The organism is Neobacillus sp. PS3-12, from assembly GCF_030915385.1.
Classification (GTDB): Bacteria; Bacillota; Bacilli; order Bacillales; family Cytobacillaceae; genus JAEVLT01.
The window spans coordinates 2,191,903-2,216,880 of sequence record NZ_CP133268.1; the positions used below are offsets into that span (position 1 = coordinate 2,191,903).

Annotated in this window: 21 protein-coding genes, 2 pseudogenes and 1 riboswitch; of the genes and pseudogenes, 3 read left to right on the forward strand and 20 right to left on the reverse strand. The window is 35.6% G+C overall.

Translation table 11 applies throughout. The features are described 5' to 3' along the window. Window positions 1–277: 277 nt before the first annotated feature. From RCG17_RS11135 to RCG17_RS11160, 5 genes and pseudogenes are all read right to left on the reverse strand, one after another. A complete protein-coding gene (locus tag RCG17_RS11135) occupies window positions 278–1,537 on the reverse strand; it encodes a S1C family serine protease (RefSeq protein ID WP_308175217.1) in 1,260 nt (419 codons plus the stop codon). 187 nt (window positions 1,538–1,724) lie between these two features. Then, window positions 1,725–2,486, reverse strand: coding sequence for a CPBP family intramembrane glutamic endopeptidase (locus RCG17_RS11140; protein ID WP_308175218.1), 762 nt, complete (start codon window positions 2,484–2,486; stop codon window positions 1,725–1,727). Window positions 2,487–3,402: 916 nt separating this feature from the next. Further along, window positions 3,403–3,603: a hypothetical protein gene (locus RCG17_RS11145; RefSeq protein WP_308175219.1), complete on the reverse strand. Its 201-nt coding sequence runs from the start codon at window positions 3,601–3,603 to the stop codon at window positions 3,403–3,405. Between the two features lie 178 nt (window positions 3,604–3,781). Further along, window positions 3,782–5,557 (reverse strand): methyl-accepting chemotaxis protein, encoded by a 1,776-nt coding sequence (locus RCG17_RS11150; protein ID WP_308175220.1) that lies wholly within the window; start codon window positions 5,555–5,557, stop codon window positions 3,782–3,784. 170 nt (window positions 5,558–5,727) lie between these two features. After that, window positions 5,728–7,919: pseudogene (locus RCG17_RS11160) on the reverse strand (EAL domain-containing protein). A gap of 574 nt (window positions 7,920–8,493) precedes the next feature. On the opposite strand from RCG17_RS11160, the gene RCG17_RS11165 reads away from it, so the two are divergent. Both RCG17_RS11165 and RCG17_RS11170 read left to right on the forward strand, forming a co-directional pair. After that, window positions 8,494–9,651, forward strand: coding sequence for an iron-containing alcohol dehydrogenase (locus RCG17_RS11165; RefSeq protein ID WP_308175223.1), 1,158 nt, complete (start codon window positions 8,494–8,496; stop codon window positions 9,649–9,651). 322 nt (window positions 9,652–9,973) lie between these two features. Then, window positions 9,974–10,984: a DUF3231 family protein gene (locus RCG17_RS11170; protein ID WP_308175224.1), complete on the forward strand. Its 1,011-nt coding sequence runs from the start codon at window positions 9,974–9,976 to the stop codon at window positions 10,982–10,984. Window positions 10,985–11,088: 104 nt separating this feature from the next. Here the strand turns inward: RCG17_RS11170 and RCG17_RS11175 are convergent, their stop codons facing one another. The 5 genes from RCG17_RS11175 to vanR all read right to left on the reverse strand — a co-directional run bounded on the left by RCG17_RS11175 (window position 11,089) and on the right by vanR (window position 15,143). Next, window positions 11,089–11,568, reverse strand: a complete 480-nt coding sequence (locus RCG17_RS11175) for a peptide-methionine (S)-S-oxide reductase (RefSeq protein ID WP_308175225.1) — start codon at window positions 11,566–11,568, stop codon at window positions 11,089–11,091. Next, window positions 11,555–11,670: riboswitch (SAM riboswitch) on the reverse strand. (Overlaps the previous gene by 14 nt.) 125 nt (window positions 11,671–11,795) lie before the next feature. Further along, window positions 11,796–12,272 carry a VanZ family protein gene (locus RCG17_RS11180; RefSeq protein ID WP_308175226.1) on the reverse strand — a complete coding sequence of 159 codons (477 nt, stop codon included), beginning with the start codon at window positions 12,270–12,272 and terminating at the stop codon, window positions 11,796–11,798. Between the two features lie 80 nt (window positions 12,273–12,352). Next, on the reverse strand, window positions 12,353–13,231 hold the full coding sequence (gene vanY / locus RCG17_RS11185) for a VanY-A/VanY-F/VanY-M family D-Ala-D-Ala carboxypeptidase (protein ID WP_308175227.1): 879 nt from the start codon (window positions 13,229–13,231) through the stop codon (window positions 12,353–12,355). Between the two features lie 105 nt (window positions 13,232–13,336). After that, window positions 13,337–14,449 (reverse strand): sensor histidine kinase, encoded by a 1,113-nt coding sequence (locus tag RCG17_RS11190; RefSeq protein WP_308175228.1) that lies wholly within the window; start codon window positions 14,447–14,449, stop codon window positions 13,337–13,339. After that, on the reverse strand, window positions 14,442–15,143 hold the full coding sequence (gene vanR / locus RCG17_RS11195) for a vancomycin resistance response regulator transcription factor, VanR-F/VanR-M family (RefSeq protein ID WP_308175229.1): 702 nt from the start codon (window positions 15,141–15,143) through the stop codon (window positions 14,442–14,444). Before vanR ends, RCG17_RS11190 begins: the two co-directional genes overlap by 8 nt. A 322-nt stretch (window positions 15,144–15,465) precedes the next feature. On the opposite strand from vanR, the gene RCG17_RS11200 reads away from it, so the two are divergent. Further along, window positions 15,466–15,720, forward strand: a complete 255-nt coding sequence (locus RCG17_RS11200) for a VanZ family protein (protein ID WP_374120952.1) — start codon at window positions 15,466–15,468, stop codon at window positions 15,718–15,720. Here the strand turns inward: RCG17_RS11200 and RCG17_RS11205 are convergent. The 10 genes and pseudogenes from RCG17_RS11205 to manA form a co-directional block, all read right to left on the reverse strand. After that, window positions 15,707–16,581: pseudogene (locus tag RCG17_RS11205) on the reverse strand (ROK family protein). The gene RCG17_RS11200 and the pseudogene RCG17_RS11205 sit on opposite strands and share 14 nt — an antisense overlap. A 66-nt stretch (window positions 16,582–16,647) precedes the next feature. Next, window positions 16,648–17,877 (reverse strand): glycoside hydrolase family 88 protein, encoded by a 1,230-nt coding sequence (locus RCG17_RS11210; protein ID WP_308175230.1) that lies wholly within the window; start codon window positions 17,875–17,877, stop codon window positions 16,648–16,650. Window positions 17,878–17,937: 60 nt separating this feature from the next. Continuing rightward, a complete protein-coding gene (locus RCG17_RS11215) occupies window positions 17,938–18,813 on the reverse strand; it encodes an N-acetylneuraminate lyase (RefSeq protein ID WP_308175231.1) in 876 nt (291 codons plus the stop codon). A 32-nt stretch (window positions 18,814–18,845) separates the two neighbouring features. After that, a complete protein-coding gene (locus RCG17_RS11220) occupies window positions 18,846–19,688 on the reverse strand; it encodes a carbohydrate ABC transporter permease (RefSeq protein ID WP_308175232.1) in 843 nt (280 codons plus the stop codon). A 13-nt stretch (window positions 19,689–19,701) separates the two neighbouring features. Continuing rightward, on the reverse strand, window positions 19,702–20,637 hold the full coding sequence (locus tag RCG17_RS11225; RefSeq protein WP_308175233.1) for a carbohydrate ABC transporter permease: 936 nt from the start codon (window positions 20,635–20,637) through the stop codon (window positions 19,702–19,704). A 97-nt stretch (window positions 20,638–20,734) separates the two neighbouring features. Further along, on the reverse strand, window positions 20,735–22,060 hold the full coding sequence (locus RCG17_RS11230) for an ABC transporter substrate-binding protein (RefSeq protein ID WP_308175234.1): 1,326 nt from the start codon (window positions 22,058–22,060) through the stop codon (window positions 20,735–20,737). Window positions 22,061–22,077: 17 nt separating this feature from the next. After that, window positions 22,078–22,206 carry a hypothetical protein gene (locus tag RCG17_RS11235; RefSeq protein ID WP_308175235.1) on the reverse strand — a complete coding sequence of 43 codons (129 nt, stop codon included), beginning with the start codon at window positions 22,204–22,206 and terminating at the stop codon, window positions 22,078–22,080. A 50-nt stretch (window positions 22,207–22,256) separates the two neighbouring features. After that, the gene (locus RCG17_RS11240; protein WP_308175236.1) at window positions 22,257–23,222 is read right to left on the reverse strand and encodes a GntR family transcriptional regulator; all 966 of its coding nucleotides are present in this window, start codon (window positions 23,220–23,222) and stop codon (window positions 22,257–22,259) included. Between the two features lie 225 nt (window positions 23,223–23,447). Next, complete coding sequence (locus RCG17_RS11245) at window positions 23,448–23,975, reverse strand: NUDIX hydrolase (RefSeq protein WP_308175237.1); 528 nt, start codon at window positions 23,973–23,975, stop codon at window positions 23,448–23,450. Between the two features lie 48 nt (window positions 23,976–24,023). Next, complete coding sequence (gene manA, locus RCG17_RS11250) at window positions 24,024–24,968, reverse strand: mannose-6-phosphate isomerase, class I (protein WP_308175238.1); 945 nt, start codon at window positions 24,966–24,968, stop codon at window positions 24,024–24,026. Window positions 24,969–24,978 lie beyond the last annotated feature (10 nt).

A 24,978-nucleotide genomic window follows, 5' to 3' on the forward strand; every position in this document is an offset into this window, starting at 1 on the left:
TTGAAAAATAATCAATGATTTGAGCTTTCACAAGGCAATATTATTAAAAAAAGTGGGGTCTGACCCACTTTTTTTAATAATATTGAGAAATGAATAGCTTCGGACAAATGAAGGTAAAATTACCGCAGTGATGTCCGAAGTTTGGGCAACTTCGGACTAAGAAAAGCAAAATTACCACAGCCGTGTCCGAAGTTAGGGAAACTTCAGACAGAGAAAAGCAAAATTACCGCAGCCGTGTCCGAAGTAAAGCATCTTCTTACTGAGAGTTTCGTACTGCTTAGTTTACCGCTTTCGCATCAAGCTTTACCAAAATATGTAAAAACCTGCCGTTGTGGTAAAAGCCGATATTTACCTCTTCCCCGATTTTGACTTTTGTATATAAATATTTCCTTAAAACCGATGAACTGGTCATTCTTGTTCCATTCATGGATACGATAATATCTTCCTTTTTCAATCCTTTGACGGCCGCAGCAGATTGCGGGTCGAGATCAATAATCACAACGCCCTTCGTCACTTTTTTCGGGAGGTTTTTCAAATATGCTCGTGGAAAATCACTTACATCCAAAAAGTCTGCACCAAGATATGGCCGTTCGATTTTGCCATTTTGGATTAATTGGTTGATGATGGGAACCGCATCATTGCTTGGAATCGCGAAGCCTATACCTTCAACACCGAGTTTAGCAATTTTTAACGTATTGATTCCCATGACCAAGCCTTGATCGTTGAGCAAGGCACCCCCGCTGTTACCAGGGCTAATGGCAGCATCCGTCTGAATCACATTCATGCCCCAATTACCATCCAATGTTGTCTCGGAAACGGTTCGATTGGTCCCACTCACAATTCCCGATGTGACGGTTCTTGATAAGTTGAGTCCAAGCGGATCACCGATTGCAAATACCAGATCCCCGGGATGGATAGTAGATGAATCGCCAAATTGGGCAATACGGGTAATACCCTTGGAGTGAATTGCCAGAACGGCGAGATCCGATAAATCGTCCGCCCCCACCAATGTTGCATCCGTCTTTGTTCCATTATAGAGCGAGACGACAATTCTGGAACTATTCTCAATCACATGATGATTGGTTACAATGTAAACGGTATTTTCCTTTGTTTGAAAAATAATGCCTGATCCGGTCTCATCTGGCTGGGCGTTCGCTTTTATTCCATTAAAATTGCCCAAACGACCAAAGAGAGAATTTTCACTAGTTGGCTGTTGATAATTTTCAATGCTAACAATCGCTTTTGAAACATCGGCAACCATATCAGTAACCGAACCTGATGACCTGGCAAAAGCCACTGACTGCTCGCTTGCAGTGCTGCTAAGCTTATTCCCATAGCCTATATAAGGAAGAACGGTTAAGGTGACAACAGAACCAATAACCCCAGCTGCAATGATGGAAACAATAGGTTTAAAATGAAATCGTTTCAACCCACCATTATTCTTATCTCGATCTAAGTGGTTCTCCGATGGGTTTGGTGCATGCAATCCTGTTACAGTGGATAAATGTTCCTTTTTTATTGTATTGAAATCCATCATGCCACTTCTCTCTTTTTGAACACGGGGACGGTTCCTGTGTTTCATTTTTGGCGAAAAACCCATAAAAATTCAGAATGGTTTTAACACGGTTTGTTGAATACTGCATGTGGTTGTCATTAAGCCATGATGCGAAGATTTTTGGTGTATCCCCGAGTCTTATATATGAAGAATTGAAACACTGGGAAGGTTAGACTGAAACGTGGGAACCGTCCCGATGTTTCAAAAATATTTTTATATTTTTCCCACGGAGAGTCAAATACACAAAATAGAATCCAGTGATCATTATGTTAAAAGTAATAATTTCTGTGTGTGTATATCCAACCATTGATATGTTGGCAACGAAGTTATACAAAATATGAGTAATAATACAGACTGTCAGATTTCCACTAGCTAAAATGACGATCATAAACATAAAGCCTACAACAAATGCATTAACGATTTGAAGGAGTGTATCCCCTCCAGATTGGGCAATTGCTACCATACTAACGATGTGCCCGATGGCAAAGGTAAAACTAATGAAAGCAACGACTAAATAATGGTTCCACTTCTTTTCCAGTGCTTTGAACATGAGGCCGCGAAAGATGACTTCCTCCATAAACCCCACGCCTATATACATCATGGCCAAAGATGCAATTGCCGTTGCGGATAATGATGTGTTGATCCCGTAAAGTAAATTTAAAAAGGGTAATATGAGCAAAGGAATATAAAACAACATGACAGATGACTTTTCTGTAGACTTTGTCAAAAGCCCTATATTCTCAGAAATATGAGTCCTTTTTAAATAAATAAAGCAAACAACGCCTAATATCAAATTAGGAATAGCACTTACCAAGTGAAATTCTATATTCATTGCACTAGCTATATTGTCTGTAATGGTGTTAAGGACCAGATAAATTCCTAACCAAACAAGTGAATGTAAAACGGCATTTCTTTCATAAAGTTTTTTCAAGATAATTTCCTCCTTTAACGTCCTTTTTTACAAATTCAAATACCACAGACCTTCACATGGCTGAATTAATAAGGCACTCTAAGGTGGACTAAGAATCTGAAAACTCTTATGTCAAGTTTATATTACATCTAAATACCTATGATATTAATTGGAAAAATTACAAATTCGTGAAAGGATCCATTTTTAACCAATATCTGAATTTTAAAATGGACTAATTGGTGCGTTTGGCGTTTTTCAAGAATAGAGACCTAAAATGGTTATGTTCTTATTCTTCACACACACTTGATCGGTTCTTTAAAAGTTAGTTCATCCACCTCTGAAACGACCTTTTACCTATGGGTATAGATAATTTTGTTGAGAAAAAAGGAGTGTTACTTTTAAATGATTTGGGAATGTCTATTTCCTATTGAGGATATTTTTAACAGACGAAGTACAAAAAAACAAGAATATTGTCGAATAATATAAGCGTTAAGCAAAAAGTCCGATCACACTTAACTTAATAAGCAAGACATCGAGGTAATAAAGACCCACTGAAAGAGGTAAAAAGTAAACTTTCTTACGCCCCAATACGATTTCTCTATATGCCTTCAACTTACCCATACATATGTCATTACTAATAAAATGGCAAATTTTAAATTTTTTGAGGTGCGAATATGTCAAAAAATCATAAAAATAAAGTGTTAGAGAAGAAAAAAAGAAGGAAATACTTGTTCGTAGATTAGATTTGCTGTTGAAACAAAACAGAAAATTGAGAATTCATGAAAAAGAATCTAAGATGATAGATATCTTGAGCTAGATTAATGGGCTGAATTTTACTTCCAATCTTTTATGGTTTGAAACTCAAACCACCTTAATATGCAGTTCTTTTTTGCTACAAAAAGAACTGCTGGTGACAGAGGGGGGAACACGGGGAAGGTTAGACTGAAACGTCGGAACCGTCCCGATATTTCCTGTTTAGTTCACTATATCTCTTAAGATATAAATCAATTCTTTTGCAAATTTCGATTGATCTTTCATTTGAAAATCCTTTTATTGAAGCAATATCAAATAAGTTTCTCCTAAGTAATATAATCGATTCTTCAAGCTCATTAGGGGACATTAAATTTAAAAGTAACACGTTCTACACTCCATAAAAATTGTTATATTGGAAAATCAAAAAAAATATAGAAAGGTAGTTATAAAGTATTAATTAATCGTGTCTCACCTTGAGAATTTGGGAAAATCCCTGGATTTAAGAAAAAAAATAATGAATGTTAAAGAAGGAACGATGTCTCGTTCCCTCAGAATATAACAATTTAAAAACGATATTTTTTAATCAATCCATCAAGTTCTTCACTTAATTCGCTTAAATTTTCTGCTGCTCTGCTGATATTTAGAACAGCTTTTACTTGTTCCTCAACAGAAGCAGTAATTTCTTCTGAAGCCGCGGCTGTTTGCTGAGAAAAAGATGAAATGTGTTGAATTGTTTCCATTATAATGTCATTTTGTGCAGTTACTGTACTTATCTTATTATTTAGATTCTCTACTGTAGAAAACGTCAAATCTACAGCTTTCTCTATTTCAACAAAATCTTCTTCTGTCTTTGTAACTGCTTCTTTTAACTCTTTGGCAGAATTAGTTGTATTCGCCATATGTAGAACTGTTGTTTCTGTTTCCTTTTCAATTCCCTCAATCATCTCTTGAATCTTTTTCGTGGCATCATTGGACTCTTCAGCTAGTTTTCTTACCTCGTTTGCCACTACCGCAAAACCTTTCCCATGCTCACCTGCTCTTGCAGCTTCAATACTGGCATTTAAGGCCAAAAGATTTGTTTGCTGGGTTATATGTTGAATTGTATCGGTAATATGAGAAATGTTCTTTACTTTGGAATAAAGATTGGTCATACCTATACTGATACTATCGGAAGCTGTTTCAGTATCCTCATTGGCCTTTTTCAGAATAGTAACAATGTCCCTTCCATGAGCAGTCGCTTCCTTAGAAGTTTGGGTAATTTCTAATATTTCATGATTTTTTTTGTTCATCTTTTGAATGGATTCTGTTAATTGTTCCATTTGTTTAAATGCATTGTCGACATCCTCTGATTGGGCCACTGCGCTCGTCGCAATTTCACCCATCGCAACTCCAATTTCTTCACTGGTGGCGGTAGTTTCTTCTGAAACAGCGGCTAGGTCTGTAGCAGCCTCAAGCAATTGGGAGCTTGTCTTCTGTAATTTAGCCATCATTGTCCTTAACTCCAGTGACATTTCGTTAAAAGAAGATCCTAATTGGCCAATTTCGTCTTTTCCTTCCTGTAGCTTTGGTAAATTTAAATCACCATCAGCTATTTGTAATGATGCCTTTGTTGCGTGGGCTAATAATTTCATTTTTGATTTTGACATAAAATAAAAAGCAATTAAACTGATCAAAGCAATCCCAATTGAAATAAAGGTAATTAATAGTTTTAAATACTGTAAATCAGCATAGAATTCATCTGTATAGGCGCCAATTCCAATACTCCAGCCCCAAGGCTTGTAGTATAAGATATATGAAACTTTCTCTCTTTCCTTGGCTTCTCCGGGATTTTTCCAACTATATGTGAAGTAGTGTCCTTCTAAACTATCTGCATGTGAAGCTGCTAAAATCTCGCGGATAACATAAACGCCCTCATTATTTTGTGCATCATACTTATTTTCTCCAACAGCAATAGTCGGATGCATTTCTATCCTTCCTTTTTGATCATAGGCAAAAACGTATCCTTGTGTTTTGTATAAGAAAGGTGATTGAGAGAAGTCATAGCTCCTACTTTTTCCTTGTCCAGAAACTGGTCCAAGGATTTGAATACGAGCCATCTCTTGTGCCTGTTTCAAAGAGATTTGTCCATTTTGGACTTGTTTATTTAACTGGTCAAGTGTAGGAATTACTCCTTTTACAATATGCTGCAGGTCTAGTTTTCCACTATTGACCAATTCTTTTTTGGCTAAGTTATAGCTTAATGTTCCAATGACACTACTCATCAAAATAATGGTTATTGTAATAGATAATAGTAGTTTAAAAGAAATAGTGCTTGTAAAGGTTGAAGATTTACTTTTCATTAATCTTGAGCTCCTCTCAAAGGTGTACTTTAAAATTTTTTCGTATCAATTTAACTATCTTTATTTAATTTGACAAATTCAAGTTTGCTTGCTGTGCTCTTTCTCCTATATCGTCTCATTTACTTGAAAGACTTCGATTCTCCTTACCTGTCATGCGTTAATTTTAATATTTAACTGTAGATTTTCCATTTTAAACATTGGTTTCTTAAGTTTTTTTCAAATTCGATTCTTGGCAAAGGATAACTAACAAAATACCCTTGAATTTCATCACATCCTAATTGAATAAGACATTCAAAAACATCTTGATCTTCTACTCCTTCGGCAACCACTTTTAACTGCAATTCATGTGCTAGAGCAATAATTGTTTTGACAATCGCCATATCTTCTTTCTTCTTAAGTATTTCTCTAACATATGATTGGTCAATCTTTATACAATCAAAAGGAAATCGCTTTAAATAATTAAGGGAAGTGAAACCTGTTCCAAAATCATCAATAGACACTACAATACCGAATTCCCTCAATTTTTTCACATTATTTAGACATTCTTCTGTATTTTCAATAATTGTAGTTTCGGTTATTTCTAATTCAAGCAATTCAGGTGATAGACCGGTTTCATTAAGAACTTTTTCAACCATCTTCACAAAATTCGGATGACTAAATTGAATTGCTGATATATTAACAGCTATTCTTAAAGGATTGACTTGTTCTAATTCATTCCATTTTTTGTTTTGCAAGCATGCATTATTTAATACCCATTCATCTATTTGCCAAATGATCCCGTTTCTTCCGCAATTGGAATAAATTCATTTGGAGGTACATTGCCTAAAATAGGATTGTTCCAGCGAAGCAGGGCTTCCATACTTTTGATTTTATTATCTTTAACACTCAATTTCGGTTGAAAAAACAACTTTAATTCTTCATTCTCAATAGCAGTCCTCAAGAAATTTTCAATATGAAGATATTTTTGATTAGCTTGTTTCATCGTTTGATCATATATTTTATAAGAATTCTTTCTCATGCTTTTAGCTGAATACATCGCAGTATCAGCCCTCTTTATTAGGATATCAATATCCCCCCCATGATCTGGAAATATACTTATTCCAATGCTACCAGTGGTATAAAGTTCTATTCTATTGCTAAATGTAATCTTCTCTTTAAAAACATCTAAAAGATTATTGGTGAAATCAGTGAATATTTTATTATCTATAATATCTGGAAGAAGTATTATAAATTCATCTCCCGCAAATCTATATATATTACCTTTAAGGTTAATGACCTTCTGTAAACGCATCGACACAATCTTTAATAATTCATCTCCAAAGGTATGTCCCAAAGAATCATTAATAAATTTGAACCGATCTAAATCTAGAATAAAAAGTGCGAACCTATTTCCACATCCTATTAATTTTTTTATATCTTCTACAAATTTTCTTCGATTAGGCAGGCTTGTTAGAGAATCATGATAGGCCAAATACTCAACTTCTTCTTTTGCACTTATTAAATCCGAAACATCATTGCTACATCCAATCAAATTTATAATTTTTCCATTTTCATATATTGGAGATAACGTCGTTAGAATATGATGGTCTTTAAACGAATAATCATATGTCAACGTTTGTCCCATGTAAGATTTTTCATAATTTGCTTCTAATATATCAACAATTTCGCTTGGGAAAACTTCCTTAGGGCTTTTTTGATAAATATTAGGTGTATCTACCCCTAATTTATGAGCTAATTTTCCTTCCCCGAATTGATAGTTAAACTGGCCAGAGTCATCTCTCGTTACCTTAAAAACAAAATTATGCATTGTACTAATAACCGAATTGAAATCATTTTTTAAGACTTTGACTAATTTTTCTTCACTTTCTTTTCCCTTTGTGATATCCGTTCTTAGAGCAAAAAACATATAAGGCAAATTATTTTCATTACAAAATGGGACAATAGTCGATTTTACCCAATATAAGGAGCCATCTTTTGCCCTATTTTTTATATTTCCCTCCCAGATTTCCCCTTTTAGAATCGTTTTCCACATATTTTGATAAAAGCTTTTATCATGGTATCCTGAGTTTAAAATTCTATGTGTCTTCCCAATGATTTCGTTTCGACTATACTTAGAAATCTCAAAGAATTTTTTATTTGCATATAAGATTTTTCCACTTACATCTGTTACAGCCAAAATGATTGATTTATCAATTGCATATTTAACTCTTGAAAAAGTATTTAGGGTTTTATCAATAATATTAATTAATTGATTTAGTTGAACTTCTCTTTCCCTTTTTTGATTATCATTTTTCTTTATTGCAAGATCCCTTAAAGAGTTTATTAATTCATTGTAATCTTCATTATCAAATGAGTTCAACATGTCGATTTATCCCCGTTTTCTCGATGAAATATGTAAGAAAGTTATGGTTGAAAATACTAACCAAGAAGACTCGTAAATTATGTAAAATTTGTATCTAGTGGTTACAAGTGGTTCTCTCCTGAAGAATCCCCCTCAAGAGATCCATATTAGCTGATTTAATAAATGATCAGTATTTTACTTAGTTTAACAGTTTCTTTAGAAGGAAAATCAATTAAAATCCTGACGCTGAAATCATTTTTTGCTTTAACTTTTCAAATCACTTAATTAAGTCATCATCATTCACGTTAAACGCACCAAATTAATTAGAGTAATAGGACTATTTTACCAATAGAAAACGGATTCATAAAGTAGTTATATATCGACACATTTCGACAAATAAGAAAAATCTTAGCAAAAAAAAGAGCTAAGAAACCTCCTCCTGAGCGATAAGCTTCTTTCCATCCAAAAAACCTCTCTTTGTTTAATGCTATGAATAATCACATAGTGTATATGATGTTAATCACTCCAGTTAATTCCAACTATAAATATAATTGAATTGGAATTTAATAATTTAAGCTTTAAGGAGTGTTTACAAATGGAGCCTCAGGTATACGGATTTTTTATGCCAAATGAAAATTTAATTGGCATTGGAGCAGCAAAACAAGTTGGGCAAAAAGTCAAAGAACTTGGTGGAACAAATGTATTGATTGTCACCGGAAAAGTGGTTGAAAAATTGGATTTCACCCAATCGATTGCCGATTCCATTCAAAAAGAAAACATACCTGTAAGCTTTTTTTCGGATGTAGAACCAAATCCAACAGATAAAAATGTGGAAGATGGGGTCAACCTCCTAAAAAAGGAGAACTGTGACTTGGTTGTGGCAATAGGCGGGGGGAGTTCACTTGATTGCGCAAAAGCCATTTGTCTAGTTGCTGCAAATGGAGGAACCATCCATGACTATGCTGGAATCGACTTATCCTCTTCACCTATGGTTCCTCTCATCACAGTTAATACAACAGCAGGAACAGCAAGTGAAATGACAAGAATCGCTGTTATTACCAATACGCAAAGCTCGCAGAAAATGGTCATTGTCGATAAGCATATTACACCTAATCTTTCTATTAATGACCCACAACTTACAGAAAAATTACCCACCGATTTAACAGCAGGAACGGGAATGGATGCGTTAACACATGCAGTTGAAGCATTTATGTCCATTTTAGCGACTCCAGTGACCGATGCATGTGCCATACAAGCTATTCGATTAGTTGGCCAACATCTAAGAAACGCAGTGAAAAATGGGGGAAATTTAGTTGCACGTGAAGGAATGACAAATGCCCAATTTTTAGCTGGAATGGCCTTCAACAACGCCCTTCTTGGTTATGCACATGCGATTGCACATCAACTTGGAGGAGTTTATAATTTGCCTCATGGTCTTTGCAATGCCATTCTTTTACCACATATCGTAAAGTTTAACTTGGATGCAAAACCAGAAAAAGCAGCTGAGATCGCAGTTGCACTGGGCGAAAAAGTTAATGATTTATCGCCAATGGAATCAGCAGAAAAAGCGGTATCAGCAATTAAAAAACTGGCCCAGGATGTTGGGATTCCCAATGGATTATCTGAAATTGGCGTAAAAGAAGAAGATCTTCTAATGTTAGCTGAACTATCTATGAAAGACCCATGTGCATTATTTAACCCGAAAAAAGCAACACTAGATGACGTCGTTTCTATATTAAAGGCCGCATTCTAATTAAGGCAACACGGGGGCAACATGGGGACGGTTCCCATGTTGCAATTTTGGCGAAAAACCCATAAAAATTCGGAATGGTTTTAACTCGGTTTGGTGAATAATGCATGTGGTTTTCATTAAGCCATGCTGCGAAGCTTTTTGGTGTTTCCCTGAGTCTTATATATAAAGGATTGAAACACTGGGATGGTTAGACTGAAACGTCGAACCGTCCCGTGTTTTTCGATGTTTTTTCCCCCCGATGTTTTCTATTATCTGCATATTTTTGTATTCTAAGAGAAGAATAAGAATGCTAAATAATTTCGGATATACTGGAGGATGTACCTTGAAGACAAATGACTCCATTCGATTAACTGCCCCAGAAATTTCGAGTCTTTGGACTCAATACATTTTTGATACAATGTCTATTGGTTTTTTTCGTTATGCACTTGAGCATATCGATGATCAAGATATTAAATCACTCTACCAATCAGCCCTTAAATTAGCAAAAATACATGTTCAAAAAATATCTGAATTCATGCAAAAAGAAAATTACCTGATCCCACATGGGTTTACCGAAAAAGAAGATGTAAACATTCATGCACCTCGTCTTTTTCAAGACCAATTCTACATACATTATCTTTATGTCATGACTATGCAAGGGATGACCGGCTACTCGCTATCAGTTAGTAACTCTATACGCACTGACTTACGGAAGTATTACATCACCTGCATGAACGAAACGATGAAACTTTTCGATCAAACCATTGATACAATGCTTACAAAAGGACTTTACACACGCCCTCCAATTATTTCACCACCCGATTCTATCGATTTTGTCAAAGACCAAAGTTTTTTAACTGGATGGTTGGGAAAACGTCGACCGTTGAATGTTATGGAAATTGGAGATATTACTTTCAACATGGTTAAAATGCATTTACATGCTGGTTTAAAAATGGGATTTGGCCAAGTTGCTCAATCAAAAGAGGTTCGGGAACATATTAAAAGGGGGCTGGGCATTGCCAATAAACATATAGAGATATTTGAAACGGTATATCATGAAGAGCATTTAAATTTTCCCAACTCTTTGCAATCGATGATTACGAACTCTACTACTTCACCCTTTTCAGATAAATATTTGTTGTATCAAATTCAATTATCTACACAATTAACCATTTCATATTACGGATCTGCTTTAAGTGTCAACGCTAGGAGAGATCTGGGAGCTCATTACCTTCGACTTACTTTAGAACTTTTGCAATTTGCCGAAGACGGCGGAAAACTGATGATAAAAAATGGCTGGCTAGAGCAGCCTCCAACCGCAAGCGACAGGGATTCTCTTAGAAATGATAAATAATATCTCCGAAATTAAATATGGACCGATACAAATAAAGAGCGCATCTCTAGAAATGCGCCCTTTTGTTGAAGAAACTATTTTACTTATAACGCTGTTCTGAAGTTTTAAGATATTAATTTTATCTCTTCTAAGCCATTAATATGTTCATTTGCTGGAGCAATTTTTGTTATAATTCTATCTTTAAAAACTTGTTTAAGATCGTTTTTCTTTTGTATTGCCAATCTTAATTGATTTTTATTAGAGAAGAAAATCAATGATTGATTTTTAAATTTCTGATCCTCTCTAGAGGTTGGGTCATGTAGGTCAAAAAACAAGTCTAATAATTCTTTATAAGATACTTTCCAAGGATTAAACCATATTTCTACTATATCTACATTTGTCCCTGTTAGATGTCCTATTCGAACATTTTCAATACCACGAAAACCTGTTAAAAAAGCTTTTTGACTAAAAAAACCATTTGCACCAAACACTGCTCTTTCCATCCTTTTCGCTCCTTTTGAGCGATAAGCTTCTTTCCATCCAAAAAACCTCTCTTTGTTTAAAGAGAGGTTCGTATGATTACATACTTTCCTCTCATCTTTCAAAGGTTAACACCTTTGCAGGAATTAGCACCGTTCAAGACAATATTTTGACTTGATGGTTGCCGGGTTTCATAGGGCCTGTCCCTCTACCACTCTGGATAAGAAGTTATCGCTATTCATTTTTTTAATTACTTTATTATTACTGATATTAACATTCAGTTATCTAAAATTCAAGTAAAATCAGAAAAATAAATAAATGGCATAACTAAAAAGGTCCATTCCATACATACCTACCTGTGCCTTCTAAATATAAAGATAATGAAAAACATTGCACAAAAAGTTAACACCAAAGCAAATAGATTTATAAATTTATTCGTCCTGTGTTTTAGAATCTTGAAGAATAGCTCATAAATACCAATACCGCTTGCACCTCCAAGTGTATTGGCCAGTATATCAGTAATATCACTTCTTCCGATTGCAAAAACAAATTGTAAAATCTCAAATGCCAGAGTAAAACTAAGAATGGAAAGAAGTTTTTTCAAAAAAGACCACTTACTTTTCAACATGCATATATAGATACCCAATGGTACAAAAATCCTTATATTGTCATCTACCTCAGAAAAGACAGACTTATTAAGTGGAATCAGATTAATTACTCGCACTCTTTCTATATGATCAAAAGAAAACTGTAACTTAAAAAGAACTAACCAAATAAGTGCTAATACATAGATTATGAATAAAACGAATGTCAATTTTTTATTTCCCACTGTTTCTCCCCCACTTTCTTGTCACTCCAACCTGAGCCGAACAAGCCAATTCTTCAACCTGCTTCCATCGGAACTCAGTCTCACTTACCAGAATAAACGGTCACAATCACGCCACCCATATTATTTCCTGAAATTTCATACCGGCCATTCGCAGGCACAGGGATCGTTGTATTTTTAGAGATAGGATAGTAAAAGATTTTATAGACTTGGTTGTCTATTGTCGTCGTAATGGACTTCTGTTCCTTCAAAAAATCCATATATTCTTCTAGAGCGAAATTCTTTTCTTTCATAATCGCACTGTGAGGGAAACCAACATAACGGATATGCCATGGTTCATATCGAATTCCAGTAACATCCATTTTATCCTTTGGATAGCGTAATATAAAGCCGTATCTCCAGGCATTATCTTTCAGCCACGCTCCTTCAGGTGCCCGCTCCATTTTCGTTAAGCTTGATCCTACATCAAGTGATAGGCCTGAATTATGTTCACTATAACCTGCTGGCAAGGCGTAAGAAGGACCCATTTCTTCATACAACCTTTTTTGCTCACTAAATGTACGATATCCACTATCAATTAAAAAATGATTTACACCTTCCTTTTCAGCATCATTGACCATCTCTGAAAATTTTTGTGCTATTTCTTTTGACAGGTAAATGTTTTTATCAAGTAACCCGTATCCCTTTGCCAATTCATTATGTATGGATAAATTGACGATATCTAATTTCACACTCTCTTGGCGAACAGGATATTTACTGTTGATTAAGAGCAGACTTCCTTGATAAATCTGTCCCTTTGTAATGATTTGTGTTTGGGTACTCTCTGAAGTCAATCTTTTGTGATCTTTATTACTTTGAGCATAGTTTTGACTCTCTATTTTATCCTGAAAAAACAGTGCTTTATTAATGAAGGCAAAACCTAAGCACAATGAAAATAACAATAAAAAACCCCACTTCTTCATTCATCCGTTTCCTCCTTCATCTTATTTGCTTATAAGTGTAGGAAAAACTATTTAAAAAAAGAGTGGGGTAAAGTTTAAATTTTTCTTAAATCCTTTATGAAATTTTTAAACTTGGTCAATTGGAACGCTATCCTGCGGTAAGCGCACTTCAAAAATGGTACGGATTATACTACTTTCGGCCGTAATCGTTCCATTATGCTGCTCCACAATATTCTTGGCAATGAACAGGCCAATTCCGGTGCCGCCACCTTGATGTGTTCGTGCTTTGTCACCGGTATAAAACATGTCAAAGAGATGGGGCAGCTCATTCTGTGGAATGGGATCTCCATAATTCACAATCTGAACAACCACATTCCCAGAATCAATAAAGCCATTAATATCCACAAACTGGCCATCGTTACCATAGCGATTCGAATTGATTAGAAGATTTTCAAACACACGTGCTAATAGCTCTCCATCACCCAAAATAGGTAAATGTGGTGTCACATTCATTCTAGCGATCAAATCATTTTTCTCAAAAACAGGATACAATTCCTCCTTTAATTGATTAAGGAGATCACTTAAATTTATATGACTTTTTTTAATTGGCAATATGCCATAGTTCATTCGTGTTATTTCAAATAATTCATCAATCAGTCTTTCTAAGCGCTGAGATTTCGTAAAGGCAATCGTTAAAAAATGTTTGACTTGTTCTTGCGTCAAATTTTCATCCTTTAGGATTAAATCTAAATAACCCAAAACGGAGGTGAGTGGTGTACGGAGATCATGAGCTAAATTTACGACTAGCTGATCTTTACTACTTTCCGAAAAATCACCTCTTTCTATAGCTTCTTTTAACTTTTCGCTTGCCTGATTAATATCTTGAGCAATATTTTCAAATTCATCATTTGATTTTATTTGAACACGATAGGAGAAATCCCCATGAGCAAGATAACGAATGCCAGTGGAGATCTCCTTGAAATACATCGAATAGCGCTTCGTAAGTAAATAAAAAAACAAGAAAGAAAGTGGAATAAATATCAGTAAAAAGAAATTAATATCGCCATAATAGCTCAAAATTTGACGATAAAAAAACAGTGTTTCACCGAATTTAACATATGTATGATAATAAAATTTAAGTCCCTTAAAAATGGAATAGGTGATGATTCCAGACAGCAACATACTTAAACCAAATAATACGACTATTTTGGAGCGAAAACTGCGTATAATTTTAGCCATTGAATGTATACCCAACTCCCCAAACGGTTTTGATCAAATTGTTTTTCCGTTTATCTTCTCCAAGTTTTTTCCGTAAGGTACGTATATGCACCATTACCGTATTACCACCCTCAAAGTAGGCATCACCCCACACCTGTTGAAAAATATTTTCTACACTAAAAACTTTCTTTGGATGACTGGCTAATAAATACAAAATATCAAACTCTTTCGGCGTTAGCTCGATGTTTTCACCATAGAGCAAAACTGTACGTTGATCAGGAGAAATAGCTAAGCCGCCATTTTCCACGCAGGTTTTATTTCCTGTATTCGTTTTGGGTTGATTTAGCTTCATAAAACGTCGGAGCTGAGCATTTACACGAGCAACCAATTCTATTGGGGCGAATGGTTTCGTCATATAATCATCTGCACCGATTATCAGGCCCTGTACTTTATCAAATTCCGATGTTTTGGCACTCAAAAATATAATTGGCATATTATGCTGTTCCCGAATGCGGCGGGTGACTTCATATCCATCCATTTTCGGCATCATTATATCCAATATCAGCAAATCAACCGATTGAGTCTCGACAACTCGAACAGCCTCTTGTCCATCCGCTGCTTTAATCACATGGTATCCTTCTTTTTCTAAATGGATGGCAATCAGATCCGCAATCTCCTCCTCATCATCAGCAATTAAAATGGATATACGTTTCATCTATTCCACTCCTATATTAAGTTACATTCAGTATCATCAAACCTTACAAAGTTGCACGCTTAAAGAAACTCGATGTTTTTGCTGGGTATCCCTTATCAGCAGAGTCCTAACTAACGTGGTAAAATTTAGAGTTTGTATTTTATTTTCTATTATTTCCTTTTTTTATTCAAGAATGGGCCGATTGCTAAAATTTAGAGTCAGTTAGGGTTTAGCATATTCATTATACTTTAGCTAATCTTCTATTTTGTTAAATTCTATTAGGAAGGTTTTGGCGAATTGAAGGATTATATATAATTATTTATCGTTTTTTAATTTTACGGATATTACTAGAATTCATCACGATTTTGTGGTTGTGAAAACGGGGCATTTTATTGGTTTTGCTATATTTGACTTACTTCTATTCAATTGGAAAAAAAACCATAAAGTCGCCATCGCCATCGCAGTCATTTTTGCCCTCACTACCGAGGTACTGCAACTGTTTATGGGAAGAGACGGGCGACTCTATGATTTAATGATCGATTCTCTGGGTGTCATGACCGTTTACTTTTTATTAACCAAAAAATTTATTCGTGTATAGGTCCGTTGTTCAACTCTTGCTCTGCCAGAATAAAACCACCAATAACCCCGGCATTGTCCCCTAACTGTGGCAAACAAAGATATTGATCGATTGGCGGAATCTCGATGTAGTCTTTGATTGAAGCGATTAATCGTTTTTTCGTTTTAGCTAGAAGTCCCGGGCTTTTCATTACCCCTCCGCCTAAGATAATGATATTAGGACGTAACATCAGTGTATAAGTATGTAATGCCTGGGCCAGGTAATCAGCTACAAAGTCCCACACCTCATAGTTAATATCAACCTCGCTACCTTTTTTCTTCAATCTTGCTTCAATAGATGGTCCCGAAGCCATTCCTTCTAAACAGTTACCATGAAAAGGACAATTTCCTTTAAATGTGTCCATCAGATGCTGTTGAACTTTTATGTGGCCCATTTCGGGATGACTGAACCCTTCTAGAATCCGTCCACTAATAATATCACCGCCACCGATTCCAGTTCCAACCGTTAAATATAGAACACTATTTAATCCCTTACCCGCACCAATCGTTGCTTCACTTAATGCCGCAACATTGACATCTGTCGTCCATCCAATCGGAATACTGTACCTTTTTTCATTTCCCCCCAAAAATCAAAGTCCTGCCATAATTGTTTGGGCGTATTTTTTATATACCCATAGGTCTTCGAGTTGCGATCAATATCAATCGGGCCAAATGAGCCAATTCCAATTGCTTTAAGTTCATACTGATCAAAAAAATCAAATACTTGTTTTAACGTTTCATACGGTGTGGTAGTTGGAAAAGAAATTCTCTCAATTACTTGGAAATGTTCATTTCCGATTGAACAAACAAATTTTGTTCCTCCAGCTTCAATTGAACCCATCATTTGTACCTTCTCCTTTTAAAGGCTTTAACCTTTTATTAAAACAAAATAAAAAATCCGGTTGCTTGATTACCAATACTTTTGCCAATTTAATTTACACCTGGTCAAAGCTTCAAGATAAAAATAATCACCGTATAAACAAGCTTCGTTGACTCCTTTATTTTGCTTTTTAAAGTAAACACCATGCAAAAGTAAAGCATTGGTGACAGAATCATCAATTGTTGAGTAATGATCAATTAAAGAATTTAGAATATGTTGTGCTGCATTCTGATAATAATTCTTTTCCTCTTTATCGTAAAGCTCTTGTGACAGCTCCATTAATCCACATACAGCAATAGCTGAAGCAGAACTATCTTTTTCTTGGTTACTATTATCAGTGAAAATTAAATCCCAATAAACAACTAAATCCTTGGGGAGGCGGTTTAAGAAATAATTTGCTACCTTTTTTCCTGCCTCTATAAGTCGTTTATCCTTTGTATAAGCATAACTAAGTGGGAAACCATAAATTCCCCAAGCTTGCCCTCTTGCCCAACAGGAGTCATCTGAATATCCTTGAAGCGTCTCACCGTATTTTGCCTCTCCGGTTTCAGTATTAAAGTAGTATGTATGGAACGTAGAAGCATCGGGTCTGATGATATAAGTTTGCGTTTTAACGGCATGATTGAACGCTACTTTTGCATATTTTTTATTTCCTGTAATATCTGATGCCCAATATAACAATGGTAAATTCATTAGGCAATCAATAATCATCCTGCCCCTTAGCTTAGGATCATTTAGATCTCCATGTGCTTGAATAATTTCAGCTTTTGGAAAATATCTGGTCATTAGGTGGTCTGCCGCTTTTAAGGCAGCTTCCTTTGCCCGTTCGTTAGCTTGTAATTTATAAGCTGGTATACAGGAAAGACTATATAAAAATCCTAAGTCATGTGTATCTATATCTCTTTTTTTCTCGATTCTTTCAATAAAACTGTCTAAGTGAATTTCTGCAACCTTCTTGTATTTTTCATTGCCTGTTAATTCATAGGCTAACCAAAGCATCCCTGTCCAAAAGCTGGTTGTCCAGTCAAAATTATCTCCATCGTTAAAATGCTCTTTCGTAGGATTCTCATCTAATGGAGTGCGGTAATAGTATTGATTGTTTCTTGTACATGTTCCAGGAAACTTATAGGTAAACATCTCTATATTTCGATCAATTTTCTTTAAGGCATCTTCAATTGCATTATCTATCTTTTTTTCATCCAAATTTGCAGGTTCTTTAAATAAGGATATCCTCATTCCCTCATCAACAATTTTCTTCATTGATCCTCCCCGCTTCACCTGAAGTATTTTAAAAAAGAAAGGGATAATCCCTTTCTTCTTTTAAATGACATGATTCTCTACTAACACACGGTCCAGTAATACTTTTTCGTCAGCACTTAAACCTTTAAAAGGCTTTCTACAGCCATTGCATTCAATTCCCATCTTTTCTAATCCGTATTTTATTCCCTGGTTAACTCCGACTTTTATGAATGCATCAATTACATTATTCGCTTCCCTTTGGATTGCAAATGCCTCTTCTAAACTACCCTCTTGGAATAATTGATAGATTTTAACGAATTTATCAGCCATAAGGTTATAGGTGCTTCCAACTGCCCCAATTGCTCCCATATTCAACCCGCCTAGGAAAACTTCATCATGGCCATTTAATAGAAATTTTCCAGTTTCATATTGAAGTCTTTCGAGGTCATATAAATTCATCGACGTATGTTTAATCCCAATTATTCGGTCATCACTCAGTAACTCTTTGAAATGATCTAATGAAAATTGCACACCGGAATTAGCAGGGAAATTATAAACAATCATAGGTAAGTTAACACTGTTCAAAATATCTTGATAATATTCCTTTATTTCTTCAAAGCTAAATTTATAGTAGAATGGCGGTATTGCCGAGATGGCATCAACACCCACCTTTTCTCCATACTTTGCTAGCTCAATAGCATCACCTGTACTGATATTACCTACATGATAAATCAAAGTGCTGCGGCCTTTAACTTCATCTGCCACAATATCGATTAGTCGTTTCCTTTCTTCCATATTCAAAACGAATGTTTCCGCTGTACTTCCGTTTATATAAAATCCGGTTACACCTCTATCAATATTTAATTGCACAATTTTCCGAAGTGACTTTTCATTCATTTCCCCATTTTCATCATACGGCGTAACTAAAGCAGGAAAGATACCTTTAAACTTTTCCATTTAAAATTCTCCTCTTTTCGTAAAGATAAAAATTAACCTTTGACTGATCCAGCAGTCAGACCTTCTATTAAGTGTTTTTGTATTAAAGAAAATAGTATGATAATTGGTATCGTTGTTGCCACGCCTGCTGCCATAATACCGCCCCAATTGGCCTTACCCATACTATCCATCAGCTCTGCAATCCCTACCTGAATCGTTTTCGCATCAATAGAGCTAGTTAAAATCAGTGCATATTGATAATCATTCCAACCTAATATGAAAGAATACAATAGAACGGCAACTAACCCTGGTCTTACAAGAGGAAAATAAATCTTTGTAAATATCTGTAATTTATTACAACCATCTATCATAGCTGATTCTTCCAGTTCTTTTGGCAATGCTTTAAAAAATCCCATCATTAGCCATACTCCAATCGGAATGGTAGCGGTACCATAAATAAGAATAAGCACTAGTTTTGTATTCAAAATCCCCCAATTAGAAGCCATTTGATACCACGGAATCATAATTAATGGACCTTGAAACATTTGGGATAATAATAGTAAAAAGCCAATCACTTTGGAGCCTGGAAAGTTAAATCGTCCCAACGCATATCCACCAGTTGCTGAAAATGCACAAGTAATGATGGCAGTTACTCCAGAAACAAATAATGAATTATACATTAACTTTCCAATATCCAAACCATTAGAACTAAATAGCCACTTATAATGATCCAACGTAAAGGTTTTTGGAATCCAGTGTGGTACGATATTAAAAATTTCCTTGTCTGGTTTTAAACTGCTCGAAATAAGCCATAAATTAGGGAGCAAAGTAAATAACATGAGAACAATAAGGCATATGTAAATCATGATCTGGTTTGGCACTTTCTTTGAAAACATGAATTCCCCTCCCTTAATCCTGTAATCTTTTAAGTAGAATAAAATAAAAAGCAATAAAAATAATCATGACAAGCATTGAAATGACTGCTACCGCTGATCCCATTCCCATACTATAGTACTGGAATGATTTGGTATAAATGTAGGTTGGAAGAATACTAGTTTTAACACCTGGACCGCCAGCTGTCAGGACCCAGATCATTTCAAACTTCGTCCACGTTATAACTACACTAATCATGGCGGAAACAGCCAAAATAGGAGTTAATAAAGGTAATGTTACTTTAAAGAATGATTGTACTTTAGAACAGCCATCAATACTTGCGGCTTCTAATAAAGATTTATCAATACCTTGAAGCCCTGCAAGCATCATAAGAGTCGCATAGGGAAACCCTTTCCAAGTAGAAGCTAATAAAATGGCAGGCCAAACAGTCATTGAATTTCCTAACCATACGAACTTTGTTCCTAAATAATGATTGAGCAAGCCGTAGTCTCCATCATATATCCATTTCCAAATTAAACCCATAATAACAATAGGCGTAACCCAAGGGACCATCATTAAACCTCTCCATAAAGAACGAAGCTTTATTTTTTGGTTTAGAATGATCGCGGCTGGAACAGCTATTAAATATTGCAAAACGGTTGATAAAATAACCCAAATTAAACTCTTGCCTACGATCCCCCAGAAATTAGGATCATTAAAAAGCAGTTCTTTATAATTTTTCAATCCAACAAACTTCCCGCTTGTTGGAATTAAAAAGTTTAAGTTCGTAAAGCTAAGTCGAATGGATTCGATTAAAGGGTATAATTGAAACACAGCAAGATAGAGAAGTGTTGGAAAAATGAACCAGTAAGCAATACTATACTTTTGATAATTGTCCTTCATTCTTGTAAAAATGTTTATGTTTTGTTTTTGCTTTAGAGCAGTGCTATTGTAAGTTACATTCGGCTTCATTCCTTGTTTCTCACCTCTTTACTCAAAGTTCCTTCAAATGTAATGAAAAACTGGGTGTTAGGTCTGTAACCATCACACCCAGTCTTGAAAATTTTCCTTATTGTTTAAATTGCTCTTTGACTTTTTCAATACCTGACTTTATTTCATCATATGCCTGTTCAGGAGTGGCATCTCCATTAGTAAGTTTGACAAGAGCGTCTTGAACCACTTTTTCCATTGGCTGTTGTCCTAATATAGATGGTACAGGAGTACCGTATTCACTAGCCAACTTAGTCCACTTTTCATTTAAAGCCAAATGCTGCTTATATACTTCAGGATAAACAGTTTTTGCAGCATCTTCTAATATAGCTGGACTTACATAAGTTCCTGCACTAGCATTAATTGATCCGCCCCAAAGTCCCAGTACATCTGGACTCATTAATTCTTCTATTACCTTCCATGCTGCTTCTTTATTTTTGGATCCCTTAAGCATAGAAACACCAACAGTCCCAACCATGATTTTCGTTTTATCAACAGATGGACCTGCAGGGAAAGCAAATGGTTCTGTCCAATTCATAGACTTAGTTCCATTAGCTATCACATTTGGTGTAAAATAGTTACCAGTATGCATAAAACCGATATCTCCAGCTTCCCAAGCTTTAAATAGTTCAGGATATAACCATGTAACTTGAGATTTAGGCATATCACTAGATAAATCTTTGAACTCTTTTAATACTTCCAAATACTGTTTTTTGTGTTTTGGATCAACTTGATCTGGTGTAATTCCATTACTTAATGAAACCATCATCAAGTCTCTAAAAGAAAAGCGGCCTTCTCCGCCATTCGCCATGGCATATCCTGATTTCCCCAATGCCTTAATAGCATGACTTGCTTTATTAAAATCATCCCATGTTTTAAGATCATCTACCTTATAGCCAGCCTTAGCTAAAAGGTCTGTATTCGCTACATGTGAATAGATGATTGCTAGACCTGGAATACCATATTGTTTTCCGTCTTTTCCCATTGACTTCCATGAAGCCGGAAGATAGTTACTTTTCTTCACTTTATCATTTAAATTGCTATCTAAAGGCTCCAATGCCCCCATAGCTACTGGATTTGTAATATCCTGAATCAACATTAAATCCGGTGCATCACCTGACTTAACCATAACAGTCATTTTTTTCTCAATATCTGTCCAGTTGAGATACACAAATTCTATGTTAATACCTGGATAATCCTTTTTAACTTTTTCTTGTAACTTTAAAGCTACTTTCTTTTCTGGTTCACTTGTTCCAGGCCAAAGAAATCTTAAGTTTGCTTTAATGTCTTTACTTGTTGAAGCAGATTTTGGTTTTTCAGTTGAAGTTTTTTGAGTTCCACAACCAGTTAAAGCTAGAGTTAAAATTAATAAGAGTCCCAAAAACAATGCTGAAAGCTTTTTCATATGTTTTCCCCCTAGTATTAATTATTTTTTTCTATTGCGGCAGAAATAACTTTTTCTTTCTGACTACTACCTCTGACTTTCATTTCTGGTTGAATGACAACTGTTCTACTCTTAAGAACTTTTTCACCATTCATAATATCCAACAAGATATTTGCTGCTGTAAATCCTACTTCATAAGCTTTAAAGTCAATCGAAGTTAATGCTCCTGGAGGCTGTTACATATATAAAAATTATCATTATACCCTACTAAACCAATTTCAGTTCCTACCTGAAATCCAGAATTACTAATCGCATAATAAGCCCCTTGAGCAATTAGATCATCGAAGCAAAAAAAGGCATCAGGCCGATTGTCTTTAGCCAACATTTCTTTTACCCGTTCGTAACCTATCTTATTAACTTTATCGAGATTAACAGACAAGGAAGAATAATCTTCAAAATTAACAAATTCCTCATTCGCTTCAAGTCCATAATCTGAAAGAGCAGCTAAGTATCCTTGATACCTCTCAATTGAAACGGAGTAGCTAATACTGGCAATAAATGCAATATTTCGATAGCCATTTTCAATCAAATGCTTTGCTGCTAAATATCCACCATGATAGTTATTAGAAATGACTTTAGGTGATTGTATTCCTGAAATACCTCTGTTACAGGCAACTAAAGGGATACTCTTTTCCCCAATTTCATTAAAAACGCTTACATTTCCATCCTCGATAATGGAAGGAACAATAATGACCCCGCTAACCCCATAACTTATCATATTTGAAATGTACTGGCTTTGCTTTACAGGATCGTTATCCGTGTTGCAAACCTGGGTAACAATATTATTATTGCTCGCTACATCCTCTATACCTCTTAAAATACCAGGATATGTATCTTCTAAAATATTAGGAAGAATAACACCCCATTGTTTGTGACTCTGTGTGTTAGGTTCACCTTTTTCAGCAATCATTGAACCGCTAACATAAGTGCCGCTTCCATCTTTTGAATATAAACATCCTTCTCCCACCAACTCAGAGATTGCTCGTTCAATAGTGGTTCTAGTAACACCGTACTCTTTTGCTAACTGGATTCTGGATGGAATTCTCTGATCAACATCTAATGTTTTAATGTCTTCTAATATTTTCATCTTTACTTTTTCATATAAATTAATTTCTTCTCTCATTAGCCACCACCCTTATTGTTTCGTCTAACCTGACTGACCAGTTATTGAAATTTTGATAACCAGACGGTCTGATTTACTTATAATTTATAATTTTCTTAAAATATTGTCAATATATTTTGCCAAATTATTCTTGTTTGTCCAAATCTGACGGTCTGGTTTTTCCCAAGAATGCTTTTAAATTAAAAAAAGGGACGGTAGCCCATCCCTTTGTCATTTACCATTCAATTATTTTTCCAATGCCATGTACCTTAAAATTGCCGCCATACCACCGCCATGCTGAAATTCCCCTGAAGAGATCATTTTTTTGAGCTGATCCCATTCTACTCTATGAACTTCAATTTGCTCACTGCTTTCCAGTGATTGCACCGATTTTACTAAATCCATAGCTAAAAACAAATAAATTTCCTCATTTGTAGAGCCTGGTGAAGGATAAAAGCTCCCTAGTGAGGTCCACGAATTGGCCTTATAACCGGTTTCTTCTTCGAGCTCACGCTTTGCCGTCTCCAAAGGCTCACCATCCTCAGGATCAATCATGCCCGCCGGTAATTCCCATTGCCAGCTTTTTATGGCATGGCGATATTGCTGTAAACAAAGGACCTGTCTGTCTTCGGTCAATGCTAATACACAAACACCTTTTGCAAAGTCAATAAAAGCAAATGTCTTTTCTTCCTTATTTGGCAGAATGACTTCATCTTTGATAATGGTATAGCGGTCGAATTTATGAGTAGCACTCTTCTTCACTTTCCAAGCCATAACGATCTCCCATCCAATTTAATCAAACGTTTGATTAATAGATTCTGACTATGTATGTGACACGATCACATCACAGTTCCCCTCAATTTCAAAATTCCCAAACCCATAAGGAATAATGAGATGGTTGCCTTTCTCCAGCTTATACTGCTCTCCATTATGAGCAACCTTGCCCTTCCCCTTAAGAACACTAAGAAGCAGGTATTGATCATCAAATGAGAAATTTGCCTTTCCATTGATCTCCCACTTATAAACCGTGAAAAACTCCTCATCTACAAAAGTAATCACATTGACCCCTTCCCGTTGTTGAACCTTTGGACTCACATGGTAATCCTGATGAGGAACGGTCGTCACATCAATGGCTTTTTCTAGATGCAGCTCCCGTAGGTTTCCTTCGGCATCCTTGCGGTCATAGTCATACACCCGATAAGTAGTATCCGAGCTTTGCTGCGTTTCCAAAACCAATGTCCCTTCACATAAAGCATGAATCGTCCCGCTAGGTACATAGAAAAAATCACCTGGCTTAATTTTTACACGGCGAAGCAGCTCATTCCATTTTCCGTTTTGAATTTGCTCGATGAGTTCCTCTTTTGTTCCGGCATTGTGACCGAAAATCATGTCTGCATCTTCTTTACAGTCAATAATATACCAGCATTCTGTCTTTCCTAATTCACCGTTTTCATGGACCAGGGCATAAGCGTCATCTGGATGAACCTGTACCGATAGATCCATATTCGCATCTAAGATTTTGGTTAATAGTGGAAAAACCTTTTCCTTCGGATTTCCAAAAACCTCTGGATGCTCGCTCCACAATTTATCCAAAGTCACCCCGGCAAATGGGCCGTTTTCAATCACTGACGGTCCATTTGAGTGTGCTGAAATCGCCCAGCATTCACCCGTTTGTTCGGATGTAATTTCATATCCAAACTCTTTTTCCAGAGTGGTCCCACCCCAAATTCTCTCTTTAAAAACTGGCTCTAAAAATAATGGTTGCATGGTTGGCACC

Excerpts from the sequence above, each read along its gene's own strand:
- RCG17_RS11135 (WP_308175217.1), bottom strand. The coding sequence starts at position 1,537 with ATGATGGATTTCAATACAATAAAAAAGGAACATTTATCCACTGTAACA.
- RCG17_RS11150 (WP_308175220.1), bottom strand. The coding sequence starts at position 5,557 with ATGAAAAGTAAATCTTCAACCTTTACAAGCACTATTTCTTTTAAACTA.
- RCG17_RS11165 (WP_308175223.1), top strand. The coding sequence starts at position 8,494 with ATGGAGCCTCAGGTATACGGATTTTTTATGCCAAATGAAAATTTAATT.
- vanY (WP_308175227.1), bottom strand. The coding sequence starts at position 13,231 with ATGAAGAAGTGGGGTTTTTTATTGTTATTTTCATTGTGCTTAGGTTTT.
- RCG17_RS11190 (WP_308175228.1), bottom strand. The coding sequence starts at position 14,449 with ATGGCTAAAATTATACGCAGTTTTCGCTCCAAAATAGTCGTATTATTT.
- vanR (WP_308175229.1), bottom strand. The coding sequence starts at position 15,143 with ATGAAACGTATATCCATTTTAATTGCTGATGATGAGGAGGAGATTGCG.
- RCG17_RS11210 (WP_308175230.1), bottom strand. The coding sequence starts at position 17,877 with ATGAAGAAAATTGTTGATGAGGGAATGAGGATATCCTTATTTAAAGAA.
- RCG17_RS11215 (WP_308175231.1), bottom strand. The coding sequence starts at position 18,813 with ATGGAAAAGTTTAAAGGTATCTTTCCTGCTTTAGTTACGCCGTATGAT.
- RCG17_RS11220 (WP_308175232.1), bottom strand. The coding sequence starts at position 19,688 with ATGTTTTCAAAGAAAGTGCCAAACCAGATCATGATTTACATATGCCTT.
- RCG17_RS11225 (WP_308175233.1), bottom strand. The coding sequence starts at position 20,637 with ATGAAGCCGAATGTAACTTACAATAGCACTGCTCTAAAGCAAAAACAA.
- RCG17_RS11230 (WP_308175234.1), bottom strand. The coding sequence starts at position 22,060 with ATGAAAAAGCTTTCAGCATTGTTTTTGGGACTCTTATTAATTTTAACT.
- RCG17_RS11240 (WP_308175236.1), bottom strand. The coding sequence starts at position 23,222 with ATGAGAGAAGAAATTAATTTATATGAAAAAGTAAAGATGAAAATATTA.
- RCG17_RS11245 (WP_308175237.1), bottom strand. The coding sequence starts at position 23,975 with ATGGCTTGGAAAGTGAAGAAGAGTGCTACTCATAAATTCGACCGCTAT.
- manA (WP_308175238.1), bottom strand. The coding sequence starts at position 24,968 with ATGCAACCATTATTTTTAGAGCCAGTTTTTAAAGAGAGAATTTGGGGT.